The 14,125-nt window shown below is 29.9% G+C and carries 14 protein-coding genes; all 14 read left to right on the top strand.

Features of this window, described 5'->3' with window-relative positions; all coding sequences use genetic code 11:
• The first annotated feature begins 34 nt into the window (after window positions 1-34).
• The 14 genes from DK861_RS10850 to DK861_RS10785 all read left to right on the top strand — a co-directional run bounded on the left by DK861_RS10850 (window position 35) and on the right by DK861_RS10785 (window position 14,100).
• On the top strand, window positions 35-2,131 hold the full coding sequence (locus tag DK861_RS10850; protein WP_109400096.1) for an EscV/YscV/HrcV family type III secretion system export apparatus protein: 2,097 nt from the start codon (window positions 35-37) through the stop codon (window positions 2,129-2,131).
• Window positions 2,132-2,140: 9 nt separating this feature from the next.
• Window positions 2,141-2,554, top strand: coding sequence for a type III secretion protein (locus DK861_RS10845; protein ID WP_109400095.1), 414 nt, complete (start codon window positions 2,141-2,143; stop codon window positions 2,552-2,554).
• Window positions 2,555-2,556: 2 nt separating this feature from the next.
• On the top strand, window positions 2,557-3,858 hold the full coding sequence (sctN, locus tag DK861_RS10840) for a type III secretion system ATPase SctN (RefSeq protein WP_109400094.1): 1,302 nt from the start codon (window positions 2,557-2,559) through the stop codon (window positions 3,856-3,858).
• The gene (locus DK861_RS10835) at window positions 3,842-4,303 is read left to right on the top strand and encodes a type III secretion protein (protein ID WP_109400093.1); all 462 of its coding nucleotides are present in this window, start codon (window positions 3,842-3,844) and stop codon (window positions 4,301-4,303) included. The genes sctN and DK861_RS10835 overlap by 17 nt, the downstream gene beginning before the upstream one ends.
• Entirely contained in the window at window positions 4,284-5,558 is a 1,275-nt protein-coding gene (locus tag DK861_RS10830) for a hypothetical protein (protein WP_109400092.1), read from the top strand. Before DK861_RS10835 ends, DK861_RS10830 begins: the two co-directional genes overlap by 20 nt.
• Window positions 5,558-6,466 carry a FliM/FliN family flagellar motor switch protein gene (locus DK861_RS10825; RefSeq protein ID WP_109400091.1) on the top strand — a complete coding sequence of 303 codons (909 nt, stop codon included), beginning with the start codon at window positions 5,558-5,560 and terminating at the stop codon, window positions 6,464-6,466. The genes DK861_RS10830 and DK861_RS10825 overlap by 1 nt, the downstream gene beginning before the upstream one ends.
• Window positions 6,467-6,470: 4 nt before the next feature.
• A complete protein-coding gene (locus tag DK861_RS10820) occupies window positions 6,471-7,130 on the top strand; it encodes an EscR/YscR/HrcR family type III secretion system export apparatus protein (protein ID WP_109400090.1) in 660 nt (219 codons plus the stop codon).
• Window positions 7,130-7,384 carry a type III secretion system export apparatus subunit SctS gene (sctS, locus tag DK861_RS10815; RefSeq protein WP_006536279.1) on the top strand — a complete coding sequence of 85 codons (255 nt, stop codon included), beginning with the start codon at window positions 7,130-7,132 and terminating at the stop codon, window positions 7,382-7,384. The genes DK861_RS10820 and sctS overlap by 1 nt, the downstream gene beginning before the upstream one ends.
• Before the next feature lie 5 nt (window positions 7,385-7,389).
• On the top strand, window positions 7,390-8,163 hold the full coding sequence (gene sctT, locus DK861_RS10810) for a type III secretion system export apparatus subunit SctT (protein ID WP_109400089.1): 774 nt from the start codon (window positions 7,390-7,392) through the stop codon (window positions 8,161-8,163).
• Complete coding sequence (locus DK861_RS10805; RefSeq protein WP_109400088.1) at window positions 8,156-9,217, top strand: EscU/YscU/HrcU family type III secretion system export apparatus switch protein; 1,062 nt, start codon at window positions 8,156-8,158, stop codon at window positions 9,215-9,217. Before sctT ends, DK861_RS10805 begins: the two co-directional genes overlap by 8 nt.
• A gap of 139 nt (window positions 9,218-9,356) precedes the next feature.
• Window positions 9,357-9,863 (top strand): type III secretion system translocator chaperone SicA, encoded by a 507-nt coding sequence (sicA, locus tag DK861_RS10800; RefSeq protein WP_109400087.1) that lies wholly within the window; start codon window positions 9,357-9,359, stop codon window positions 9,861-9,863.
• Between the two features lies 1 nt (window position 9,864).
• Window positions 9,865-12,138, top strand: coding sequence for a type III secretion system translocon subunit SctE (sctE, locus tag DK861_RS10795; RefSeq protein WP_162556774.1), 2,274 nt, complete (start codon window positions 9,865-9,867; stop codon window positions 12,136-12,138).
• Between the two features lie 22 nt (window positions 12,139-12,160).
• Window positions 12,161-13,012: a type III secretion protein gene (locus DK861_RS10790; RefSeq protein ID WP_109400085.1), complete on the top strand. Its 852-nt coding sequence runs from the start codon at window positions 12,161-12,163 to the stop codon at window positions 13,010-13,012.
• Window positions 13,013-13,014: 2 nt separating this feature from the next.
• Window positions 13,015-14,100 carry an IpaD/SipD/SspD family type III secretion system needle tip protein gene (locus tag DK861_RS10785; RefSeq protein ID WP_109400084.1) on the top strand — a complete coding sequence of 362 codons (1,086 nt, stop codon included), beginning with the start codon at window positions 13,015-13,017 and terminating at the stop codon, window positions 14,098-14,100.
• Window positions 14,101-14,125 lie beyond the last annotated feature (25 nt).

The following is a 14,125-nucleotide window of genomic DNA, read 5'->3' as shown; positions in this document are numbered from 1 at the left end:
TATAATGTTAAACATATTTTAATGGATATAAATTATGGTTTATAAATTTCTTTCTGCCATTAGAAATCGTCCTGAACTTATTGTATTAGCTGTGATGGTTTTAGTAATCATGATGCTAATTATTCCACTTCCAACTTACATCGTCGATTTTCTTATCGGGTTAAACATTACTATTTCTCTTTTGATTTTTATGAGTTCTTTTTATATTACCCGAATCTTAAATTTCATGACATTCCCTGCATTATTGCTGATAACCACTCTTTTTCGCTTAGCACTTTCTATTAGTACTAGCCGCTTAATTTTACTTGATGCTGATGCAGGTGAAATTATTACTTCATTTGGTGAGTTTGTTATTGGTGAAAATCTGGTCGTAGGATTTGTGGTTTTCTCAATTGTTACTATTGTGCAATTTTTGGTTATTACCAAAGGTTCTGAACGTGTTGCAGAAGTTGCAGCACGTTTTTCATTGGATGGTATGCCAGGTAAACAAATGAGTATTGATGCTGATTTAAAATCCGGCATCATTACTAATGATGAAGTAAAAATAAGGCGTAAAGAATTAGGGCAAGAGAGTCAACTTTATGGTTCATTTGATGGTGCAATGAAATTTATTAAAGGTGATGCAATTGCCGGTATTGTTATTATTTTTGTCAATCTTATTGGTGGTATTTCTGTTGGTATGGCTCAAATGGATTTATCGATTTCACAGGCTTTACATACCTACACCTTACTGACCATTGGTGATGGCTTAGTTGCTCAAATTCCAGCATTACTTATCTCTATTAGTGCTGGTTTTATTGTTACTCGTGTTGGTGGTGAAAATAAAAATTTAGGTTTTAGCATAATGAATGAGCTATTAGCTCAAGATTTTGCTTTGTTGGTGACAGCGGTACTGGCATTTATTATTGGTTTTTTACCAGGCTTTCCAACACCAGTATTCCTTATTCTTTCTACGATCATTGCTTTTTACTTCTTTAAAAAAAATAGGGGAAATAAGAAGAAAGCCACAGCATCATCGACAATAGAAGAAGGAGGAACAAATGAAGAGGGAGAAAATAAAAAAGGGCTTATTTCTAATCTTTTTTCAGGAAAGAAAAATGAAGAAGAAAATAGTTTGCTTACAGAAACGATCTCTTTAGAACAAGCAGAAACTTTACCTTTAATTGTCACTGTTTCCACGACAAAAAAAGATTACCTAACTAAAATTGTTTTTGAGAAATGGCTTAAAAAAGAGTTTATTTTACAATATGGTGTTTTGCTACCTGATATTGTGATCCACTATTCTGATGTAATTGAAGAAGACAGGATAATCATTTTAATTAATGAAGTAAAAGCCGACGAATTTTATTGCCCATTTTCACTTATCAATATAGAAGAGCCCAATGATGAATTTTTTTCGTTAGGATTAAAGTATATTGAAAAAGAAGACAATAAAATAAAAAGATATTGGGTAAAAGAAACAGAAAAAGAGAAACTTACCAAATTAAATTATCAAATTATTAAATCAGAGAATTACTTTTATAATAAATTCTCATCTTTGATGACATCTAATATCATTGAATTTTTAGGTATTCAAGAAACTAAAAATATCCTTGATAAAGTTGAAGAACGAGCTCCTGAGTTAATGAAAGAGTGTTATAGACAAGTTTCCATTCAGCGCATTAATGAAGTTTTACAAAGACTAATACAAGAAAAAATACCTATTAGAAATATAAAGACAATTGTTGGTGGGTTAGTACAATGGGGTGGAAAGGAAAAAGACCCAATATTATTAACTGAGCATATTCGTTCATTGTTAGCACGGTATATAAGTAGTTTTTTTTCTAAAAATGGAAATATTAATGTTGTTATATTATCTAACGAAGTCGAAGAGATAATTCGTAGTGGGATAAGGCAGAGTTCTTCTGGTACATTTCTTAATTTAGAACCCGCTGAACTTGATCTTATTATGGAAAAAATGACAGTTGCTTTTGATGAAATTAAATATATTCAAAACTATGTTATTTTAACAGCAATAGATATAAGGCGATTTGTCAGAAAATTATTAGAGACGCAGTTTTCACAGCTTTCAGTTTTATCCTATGACGAATTATCTTCAGATATTGAAATAAATGTCTTGCAATCTATTTAGGGGAAGAATATGTCTTGTGATCTTGCTAGTTTAATTATCGACTCTATGAATGTCATTGGTCGTGATGATCTTTTTTCTAATGGAAAATCTATCGATAACCATTCAACAATTACCATTAGCCTCGGTGAAATGCCCGATATCAATTTATTAACTGTCGACGATGTTCCTATGATTTGGTCTGTATTACGTGAATATGATGAAAATCAATTACAGCAAAATAGTAGTGGTATTTTATTAGACCAAATTAATGTACAGACAGAAAGTTTTTATCCTGGACAGCCTGCTTTAGTTAAAGTGGAGTCTGATTTAGAGCTGAGAGCTTCTTTTATGCCTATTGCACTACAAAATGGTGAAACAATGGCAAAAGCAATTGATGAATTTTTTCAAGTTATGAATCAAATTCATCAGCAATTTATTAATTAACAATGAACAACTTTTTTTCAGCATTTCGTTACGCAGCTCATCCCACACGAATACAAGGAAATATTTTGGAGGTGATGTTGCGTGATGTTTTTATTGGCGAAATTTGCCAAATAAAAACAAGCATAGAAAATAAACAGGTTGTTGGTGAAGCTATTGTTATTGGGTTTCGTAATGGCATAACAATACTTAGTATGATGGGAAGCTCTCAAGGATATTCTTTACAGATAGTCGTAGAGCCAACAGGAAAATCTTTTTCCGTTGCGTTAAATAACAATGTATTAGGTAGCATGATTGATATTAAAGGGCATTGCTTATTAAGGTTTGATCACAGTGAGCCACTTGAAGAAACGTATAATGAGTTATTTCCTGTTGACGCAAATCCTCCATCATTTAATGACAGACTACCTATTAACACACTTTTTCAATCAGGAGTACGAGCTGTTGATGGATTATTAAGTTGTGGATTAGGGCAACGAATGGGAATATTTGCGAGTGCAGGAACAGGTAAAACCATGTTAATGAATATGTTTATCCGTTTTTCACAAGCTGATATTTTTGTTATTGGTCTAATTGGTGAAAGGGGACGTGAGGTCACTGAATTTGTTGAAGAGTTGAAAAATGATAGTCGTTGTAAAAAAACAGTTTTGATCTGCTCTACTTCTGATCAACCTGCGGTTGACCGTTGTAATGCTGCGCTCGTGGCAACAACGGTTGCTGAATATTTTCGTGAGCAGGGAAAGCATGTTGTCTTATTTATTGATTCTATAACACGTTATTGTCGAGCATTACGTGATGTTGCACTTACCGCGGGTGAATTACCTGTACGTAAAGGTTATCCCGCTTCTGTATTTGATAAGTTACCTGCAATCTTAGAGCGACCTGGCGTGACTAAAGTAGGTTCGATTACTGCTTTTTATACCGTTTTATTGGAGAGCGATGATGAACCTGATGCAATAGGTGAAGAAGTACGATCTATTTTGGATGGTCATATTTATCTTTCGCGTAAAATTGCAGCATCTGGTCATTACCCAGCTATTGATATTTTGGGTAGTGTAAGCCGTGTTTTTCAACAAATTACCAGCGAAAAACAGCAACAGGCAGCATTAAAAGTAAGACAAATTTTAATGCGTTTACAAGATATTAAATTACTGCAAGAGCTTGGTGAATATCATGCTGGTGATAATGCACTTAATGACGAAGCCGTTAATAAACAAGCTTTAATTGAACGTTTTTTAGTTCAATCATTTAAAGAAAAGGCTGGATTCCAAGAAACTCAGGAAAAGCTATATGCGCTTACCTCTTGAACAACAATCTCTTATTAATGCTGTTATTAAACGTCAACAAAAAATAGAAAAAAAACAGCACCAATATCAACAATTATTAATTGAAGCTGAAAATAAAAAAATAGAACAACAACAATTAGCAAATGCGTTAAAAAATGAGATACCGACTTATGAAAAAGCGGGTATCTATTCTTTTATCTCATTAAATCAACAGCGACGAAAACAAGCTATTGTTTTATCATCATTAAATATATGTTATGCCCAAATTAAAGAAATTGAAAATAAATTAATTCAATTACAAGAAGATAAGATGGCTTTGCAAAAAGAGTATCTTGTAGCTGTTAAGAAACAAAAGAAAATGCAACGTTATTTTGATAGAAAGCTGTTAGAAAAAACACTATATCTAGAACGTTTAGAACAGAATGAGATACAGGAGATGGCGTTGTATGAACAAAATAATATCTGATAGCATTAGATTAACTCAGATTACTTATAATGATGAGGTTCATTTTAAAAATAATGAATCTCAACTAAAAACTATAACGTCTAAAAATCTACAAAAATTTAAACATAAACTACAACTATTATCCCTAATTAGTAAAAAAGAATTTATTTTTCAACAGCAATTAGTAAGTAAAAAAGATAATAGTATTGAGCACAAAGATGTTGCAGAAGTTATGGATAAAAAAGAAAAATTGTCCACAAAGAAAAACACCAAAAATGAATTAGAAATGGATAGTGATGAGCTTGAAAATCTAGAGGGCTTCTTACTCAATCAGCAAATAATGCAGCCAGCTATCCCATCACATTTAAAAAAGCAGCTAATTGAACAAGGTGTCAATATAAAAGCTAATAATTTATATAATAAAATAAATAATGTTGATGAAAAAAATAGAACGATAGATTTTAAAAGCACGTTGTCTACGCTGAATAGTAAAATAAAAAATAAAAAACTGAATATAAATCAACAAGAAAAATTGATGCTTGATAGTCAATTAGACAAAAAAGAAGATATAAATACAATACCATTACTAAAAAATAATAACTTGAAATATAAACTAGAGTCAGAAATTAGAAGTAAATATAATAATAAAATTTATATAGGTGATTTAAATTCAAGTAAAATATCAAGCTCAAAAAATAAATTAGACGATGGTTTTATAGAGAGGAAATTACATCATGGCTCTATGAGTGATGAGAGTAAAATTACTTCGTTAGAGAATGAGAAATTATTATTAAATAATAAATTAAATTTGAATGATCATCATGTTTTTTTAGATTCTGATCTCAAATCAGAAATAAAAAATAGAAAACAAGAACAATTGCAAAATATATCGTTGATAAATACTAATATGTTGTTAACTGATGTATCAAAATCTCAGTCAATACCTCAAATAAAAACATCATTTTTGGGTAATCAATTACTTAATTTATCGACATGGAATATTTTACATAAAATAGATACTCTATCCATTGGACCTAATAATATAACTTATGTTTTTAAACGTTGGGGAAATAATGATCACCAAGTGCAAATTCGCTTTGCGCTAGAAAATCAAATTCGATTAATTGCATCAACTGGACGAGTTTATCAAGCATCATTTGAAAATTTAAATCAGTATCAAGGTCGTTCAACACTATCTTTAGAGAATAATGAGAAAAATAGCTATACACATATTAATTCAATTGATGCAGATAAGCATAAAGAGGATGAGTATTGATGAATGCGCCATTAGACAGTGAAGATTATGATGGCAGTGCGATGAAATATTTATCCGCATCATTTGATTCATTGCCTACTGATATATCAAGCTATTATTTTCATATTAAAGGTGAAAATACATTAGGCACTTTAAGTGGGTTCATTTTAGTGAATACTGTTATGGCTAAGATCTACCCTGAAAAAAATATTGATTGGACACAAGTTCCTGCATCTTATTTATGTGATTTTTTATTAGAAAAATTCTCAAGAATTACGCTTCCTTTTTCACAAGAGCCGATGTCTCTTAAGATAAATACTGTCTGCTTGGGAAAATCTGCTGATATTCGTTATCCCGTAGTCAATAGTGATATTGGTGAATTATTTATTGACAAAATTAAAGGTAAATTTCAATGGATGAACATATCAGAAAAGAAAATTGGTGCTATTGCTGATTTTTATTGGGGATATAGCCAAATTTCCCTTTCATTACTTAAAAGTGCATTACAAGGCGATATTTTATTAATTAAGACAGTATCTCCAATGTTAGTTATTGGGCAAAAGAAATGGATGAGATTTGAATGGAAAGGAGAAAATAGCGTGGAATTAAATGAAATGTTTGATCCTGATGAAACTGATCTTGATGATCATAATGATGGTATTTCACCAACTCTAGTGCATGATAATTCTGTCAACTTACAATCTATTAACTCTATTCCTGTTACTGTCTCTTTTTTATTAGCGAGTAAGACATTATTGATAGAACAGATAGAGGCACTTGCTCCTGGTGATAAAATAGAATTACCAGAAAATGCTTATCAACATATTATTGTAAAAGTAAATGGCATATCCGTTGCATCAGGTGAATTAGTTAAAATTGGCGATAACTTTGCTGTTGAAATACAACGTTCTTTTTCAGCTCAAGAGTAAATTTATGGATAGCCCAACAACCTTAATTTTGACGCTTGCTTTTGCAACATTAGCACCTTTTATTATTGCAGCAGGTACATGCTATTTAAAGTTTTCAATTGTATTAGTGATGACACGCAATGCGCTTGGTGTTCAACAAGTTCCGTCAAATATGGTACTTAATGCAGTTGCATTGATGATGGCTCTATTTGTAATGACGCCAATTGCCAAAAATAGCTATCAGTATTTAGTTGATGAACCTATTAGCATAACATCACCAGAATCACTAGAACGCTTTTCTGATGAAGCGCTAGGTGAATACAAACGCTATTTATATCGTTATTCAGAACCGGAATTACTTGAGTTTTTTGAAAAAGCACAAGGAAATAGACCTGAAAGCCATGGTGATAGTGAAAATATTGAAAGCTCTTTGCTTTCATTATTGCCAGCTTATGCATTAAGTGAAATTAAATCTGCATTTATTATCGGGTTTTATCTCTATCTTCCTTTTATTGTTATTGATTTGGTGGTGTCGTGTATTTTATTAGCCTTGGGGATGATGATGATGAGCCCTATAACCTTATCAGTACCATTAAAACTTATTTTGTTTATTGCAATGGATGGTTGGACTTTATTATCAAAAGGATTGATTAATCAATATCTTGATCTTATGGCGGTAAGCTAATGGATATGGTCTATGCAGCAAATAAAGCAGTTTATCTGGTTATTTTACTTTCCGCTGCTCCGATAGCAGTAGCAACTTTTGTTGGCTTAATTATTGGTTTATTACAGACTATTACGCAAGTTCAAGAGCAAACATTACCTTTCGGTATAAAGTTAGTGAGCGTCTTTGTCTGTTTGCTGATAACAATGGGCTGGATGGGCGATAAAATATTAGTCTATGCAAAAGAGATGTTAGTCATAGGATTATCTGGATAAATAACATGTTGATACTATTCGGGTATTTACAAGTTTATTTGGTCGATTTACTACTTTTGGTTGCTCGCTTATTTCCTGTCTTTATGTTTATTCCCTTTCTGAATAGCCGTGTATTAAATAGTCAGCTATTGAAATACATTATCGTGTTTTATGTTGCTATGGGAATAAAAGCTAGCATTCCTATTACTGATAATATTAGAGATAGCTGGGGAATTATTCTAATCAGTGAGTTAGTGATTGGCATATTAATTGGGATGCTCATAGCGACACCTTTTTGGATTGCCTCAGCGTTTGGTGAGTTTATTGATAATCAACGAGGTGCAAGCATTGGTGATACCATCAATCCAACGACAGGTATTGAATCTTCTGAATTTGCATCTCTGACAGGATTATTTTGCGTTGCCTATTTTATGAATACTGGTGGTCTAATTATTTTAATGGATACCTTAAAAGATAGTTATGATGTTTTTCCTATCGGTTATTTTAATCAAAATATTGGCTACTCTTTTATTGGTAAATGGTTAACCGAGATGGTGAGAGTAGCAATTGTGTTAGTTTCACCTGTACTTATTATTATGTTTTTAAGTGAAGTTGCATTGGGTGTTTATTCTCTATTTTGCCCACAACTTAACGCCTTTTCTTTATCACTGTGTATTAAGGGGATCATTGCATTTTCGGCGTTGCTCCTCTTTTTTTCCTCTGCGTTAACGAATGATTTATCTGAATTTTTTAACAACAGATATTTTTATGAGTTATTTATGGAAATTTATCATGGCTGAAAAAACGGAAAAGCCAACCCAGAAAAAACTGGATGATTCAGCTAAAAAAGGGCAAAGCTTTAAAAATAAAGAGCTAACTTCGGGGTTAGTTTATATTATTGGGATGATGTATATCTTTCATCAGACTGATTTCACAGAGTTTATTCGTTTTTACCAATCACTTTTACTTCATCCTACTAATATTACATTAAAAAGTTATATTGAAGTAATATCAAAAGTTTTTTTTGATATTATTTTACCAATATTAGTTGTAACCGCATTAGTTGGTACTATTCCTTCTTTATTTGAATCACGTTTTAAACTTGCCACTGAAGCAATAAAACTAGATTTAACTCGTATTAATCCCATCTCTGGATTTAAAAAAATATTTAGTTTAAGAACAGTAAAAGATTTTATAAAAACACTACTTTTTATAGTGGTATTTATCATTACTTGCTATTTATTTATTATTGTATATGGGCGAGAAATCTTTTTTTTATATCGTTCTGGATTAAATCAAGTTATTGATAAATGGGGCTCGCTAGTTGTTAGTTTTATATTTGTTTTTTTTATATTGTCTTTACCTGTTCTTATTTTAAATATTATTACGGATTTCTTTCTTTTCTTAAAAGATATGATGATGGAAAAGCATGAGGTTAAACAAGAAAATAAAAATATGGAGGGTGATCCAGAAATAAAATCAACACGTAAACAGTTACATCAAGAATTACTTGATGAGCCTATGAAGAAAGTAATTAGAGATTCTTCTGCGGTAATTGTTAATCCAACCCATGTAGCAGTTGGGATCTATTTCGATCCTGATAATGGAATTATGCCACTAGTTTCATTGAAATGCGTTAATGAAAAAGCATTAGCTGTTAAATCCTATGCAAAAGAAGTGGGAACGCCAGTTGTAAGATATCCCGAATTAGCACGGAAAATTTATCATAGATATCACCTTTTTGAAGTCATGATGGACCAAGATTTATTGGATATTATGGATATTTTAATCTGGTTAAAGAAAATAGAAATTGATGGAAGATTAAGAGAAGAGATAGATTATATAAATGAATAAATATTTTTATATTTTATAAATATAAAAAAAAATAATTAATTTTTATAAATAGTAGCGTGTGTTTTATTAAAGTAATTGAATGAAAATTATTCTATGATTTTATTATTAATTATTCATCTAAGATGAAAGGATTAACATCATGTCAGTATATGAAAAAATGTCAGAAAAAGAAATTGATCAATTAGCAAACTATATTGTTTCTATTGTTCAAAATGGGACAACACTTAAGGATGAAAGCACTATTCCAGAAGGATTTATGGAAGGAATCTACTCATTTGCTTATGACTTCTACCAGAAGGGAAAGTTGGATGAAGCCGAGGCTATTTTCAAATTTTTATGTCTCTACGATTTTTATAATGTTGATTACATTATGGGACTTGCTGCAGTTAATCAATTAAAAAAACAGTATCAAGCGGCAGTTGATCTATATGCGTTAGCTTACCTAAATGCAGATAAAGATTATCGTCCGGTATTTTATGCAGGGCAATGCAACTTGTCTTTAGGTGAAAAAGAGAAAGCAAAATATTGCTTCGATCAAGTGGTTAAAAATATTAATGATGAAACAATAAAAGAAAAAGCAATAGTTTATTTAGAGTCATTAAAAGATATTCCACTTATAGTCATCGATGAAAGTAAGGATGAATAATATGAATGGTAAAGTTAATAATGATATTATCCATGAGCGAAAAGTTTCTACTTTTTCACCTTCTAAAGAGGTTGAAAAAGTTAATAAAGAAAGTGTAAAACAAGCTCAAATAATTAATACGGTTACTAATGATAAGTTAATTAATGAGGTTATTTTAAAAGATAAAAATAACTTTGAATACCCTATTCTAAGGGCACCTATAGAACAAGAAAAAAGTAGTAAAAAAATCGATACTAAATCAGATTTAAATTTTAATATTAAAGCAGCGTCAGAGCAAGAATATCAGACTCAGCTATATCCTCAAAAAAAAGAAAAAGAAGATGTATTAAATAGCCCAATTGAGGCAAATAGAAAAGAAGAGATTTTAGCTAATCAAAAGCATCTATATGATGATAGTCATTATATTGTAATAAACAAAAATACTTGTTCAATCGATTCTACAGAAACAGAAAATCAACTATTATATACTGAATCAAATAAATCAAAAAATTCCCCATCAAAAAGAACAAATGATTACCTCTATCTACAATTATCATATCAAAATTTAATAAATAAAAGTATCTTAGATAAATTAAAAAATATTGATAATCTTGATTATTATCTAGATAAATTAGATAAATTGTCTCAAGGTTTTAATGGACTAAAAAATGATTATCAATCTATTTTAGATGATACAAATAAATATAAAGAAGCCTATACTGATTATTGGATGGAAATCTATAATCAAATTAAAATTAATAAATTTGAAACAAAAAAAGAAGTTGTTGATTTCTTAAAAAATAAAAATATTCCTGATGCTGTTGTTAGTAAACTACTCGCTAAAAAAATTAATAGCAGAGAGGAGATGGCGGTTTTTCTTAAAGATAATTTTCCTTTTATGCGTTTACCTAAGAGCACTAAAAACTATACTTTTGCTGATATTCATAACTTATATAATAAGTTAGCTCATTTTTTAGATGAAGCATTTAAGTATACACCAAATATTTCCATGAGCAATGATAAGCTTAATTCAATTACATCACATAGAAATGAATTAAGTTCATTAATTAATAAAAAAAATGATGAATCAATCAATAATAGATTAGATAGCGCACAAGATATTTATCAAAAACTAACGAAATCGCAAAGTAAAATAGAACTCGAAGTTGCATCACATATATTGACGGGATTGGCTTTATTAACTTTTTTATTAGCTAAATTACGGGAATTGACATTAAGAGTCACTTTGGAACGTGCAAGAGGTGAACAGAAAATATTTGATGAAATGCAGGAAGTTACCACTAAATCATTAAAACAAAAAATTGAAGATCAAAAAACTCAACTTGAAAAAAAAAGAGAAACTGACTTTTGGGCAGGAATTGGCTTAAAGATACTTGGTGCCTTATTAACACTTATTGCGGGTGCTGCTTCTATTTTTACAGCGGGTGCTTCATTGGCTTTGCTTGGTGTTGCTGTTGTGATGATGGTAGCTAGCGTCTCTTTAATGGTTGCTGATGAAATTTATCAAGCGATAACTCATAAATCGTTTATGGAAGAGGCAATGGCTCCTGTTACAACAGCGGTAAATGAACTTGTCGATAAACTTACTGATGTTATTACCGATATAATTGAGGCTTATATTAATGCTTCCATGTCTTCTATATTATCGCAAGCGGGTATGAGTAAAGAAGCTATTGAAGAAATTATTAATGAATCTAAAAATAAACTGAAAGAAAAGATAAAAATGGCAGTAAAAATTGTCATTACTATTGGACTTTTCGTAGGGGGAGTTGCATTAAGTTGTGTTGCAGGTCCAGCGGGTAGTGCAGTGAGTAGTGTAGCTAAAAAGATTTTTACTGAACAAGTTAAAATGATATTAAAGAAAATATTGAGTGATTATCTTGAAGCTATGTTAGGTAAAATAGTTAAAGAAATGATTATGAATACATTGAAGAACATTCTAAAATCAATTACTAAACTGTTAACTAAAGATCTTGCCCAATTTGGTTTAAATTCTTTGAAGAAAATACTTTTAATATCAAGATTAATCACTGCAGCAGTTTCAAATATTATTAATATATATACAGCGCTCATTACTGATGCAATTATTAGAGCTGTTGCAGATTCTAAAAAATTACAAGTTATCTTAGATATGATCCAAGCATTAATAGAAAAAATTATGGATAGTTATCAAGAACAAGTAGACACATTAACTGAAATGTTGCAGAGCATGAGTGATAATTTATCTTCAAGTAATAAAACTAAAGCAATCATTGTGAAAAATATGAATATTTAATTTATTTTATAGGAGAAACATTATGGTTTCCAATGTAAGTAATCAATTGAATAATATACCTGTAATAAAAGAACAGTTAGAAAACGTTTTTGATAATATTGATAAAAATGCTAAAGTTAATAATGATTTTATATTTGATAGTATGGGAAAATCAAAAGAGATAAATGAACGAATAGAAAGAGAAAAAAATCAGCTCAATACTATAATACCTGAGTTAAAGAAACCAAAAACAGAAAAACCAGATATACAATGTTTAATTACTGAGTTAAGTAAAGATAAATCTTTAAAAGGAAGTAACACAATAAATAATAAACAATTTAATTTTATTTGTAAAGAAATGATTAGCATCATTAACCTAATGATTAATTATCTAATGTTTATGATAAAAAAATATGAATCATCAAGAAGTTTAGGAAGCCTTTTTATGAAAATGCAAGTGGATTTTGCCAATACAATAAAAAATGATCTATATCAAAAAGCGGACTTTATATTATCAGCTGCTATTTCAGGTGCGGCTGTTTCTATGGCTATTAATGGTATTGGTGCTTTTACCTCTATAAAGGGGATTGGTGAATTGAAATCAACGAAAGAGACAACTAATCCGACTATAATTAAAGGTTCACTTATTTCAGCAATGGCAGATCCTGCATCAAAAATAGTTGATAATACTGTTCAAAATAACGCATTACGTATAGATGGAAATATTAAGACATTAGAATCTGCTGGTCATGCAATAGGGCAAATTGATAATAATAATTCTGAGATCCAACGCGAAGCCTTAGATATTATTAAAGCCTTAATACAAACAATAGAGGCAATTATTCGGGCCAATCAAGATGCTGCTTCAACGATTTCTAGTAATGTAAGAGGTTAATAGTGATAAATCCAATTAACTATGATGAAAATTATAAAGTAAAATATAGCAATCTTGAGTTAAATAATAATGATAAACAACATGATCTGATATCTAATAATGAAAGAAACAAAAGAATTGAAGATTTTTATATAGAAAAGGAGAAGGCTAAATTAAAATTAAAAAATAATCTTAATGACTATTTATTTTCAGTGCCGGAAAATAATAAACATGTTAATTCATTAAAAGAATCTATTTCTATTAACAATAATCAATATGCAATAAATAGTAATAATGCTAGGATTCTAGAAAAAGATATATCTCAAATTCAATATTTAAACTCTCAATTTAATGACAGAAGCAGTTCTAATGCTGATTCATTGCATGATTTTTTTAAAGAAGTCAAAGATTCTATAATCACAGGTAAAAATGATTACTTAGATGTTTTAAAAGATACCTTTTCTAATTATATGAAATTTGTTAATGAATTAAGAGAGATATTAGCAAGTATCAGTAAATATGTTAGTGCAGCAAGTGATGATAATCATATTAATTTTAAACGAAAAGATTTTTATAAAAAAATAAAAGATTTTGTTGATAAATATAGTTCTATTTCCAATCAAAATCTTTATTTCGGAGAGTTTGTTTTCGAACAAGATAGTGATGGTCATTTTTATCGTGAAATTGGAGGAGAAAGAATATATGCTAATGGAATTATGGTTCCTATTGACGCTATAGAAGATTTATTAAAGGATGTTAAAAGTGGTAAGTTTAGTATAAATCAATTACCTGGTCCACCAATGAAAATTGAAATTTATTTCAAGGTAGACTTATCTCGTTTTGATAAATTATTAGATTTAGTATTGGGTGGATCATCAGTGGATGAAATGAATAAATCTCCTGATAATGCAACTGTTAAACTTTTATCATCAGAATTTAATTTACTCAAAAATGGTATGGATGCATTTGAAAAAAATATAAATAGTAATCTTGATGAGCTTTCTAAAAAATACAGTGCTGCAAATAGCAATTATGATAATTTTGTTAAAATAGTAAGTAGTACGATGAATACATTACTAGAAATGGCAAAAGGATTTCTACGTTTCTAATTTTTGATAAAGTGATATTATGGAA

The sequence above is a fragment of the Proteus sp. TJ1640 genome (genome assembly GCF_003144445.1).
GTDB lineage: Bacteria > Pseudomonadota > Gammaproteobacteria > Enterobacterales > Enterobacteriaceae > Proteus > Proteus penneri.
This window is presented reverse-complemented; position numbering and strand designations above follow the sequence as displayed.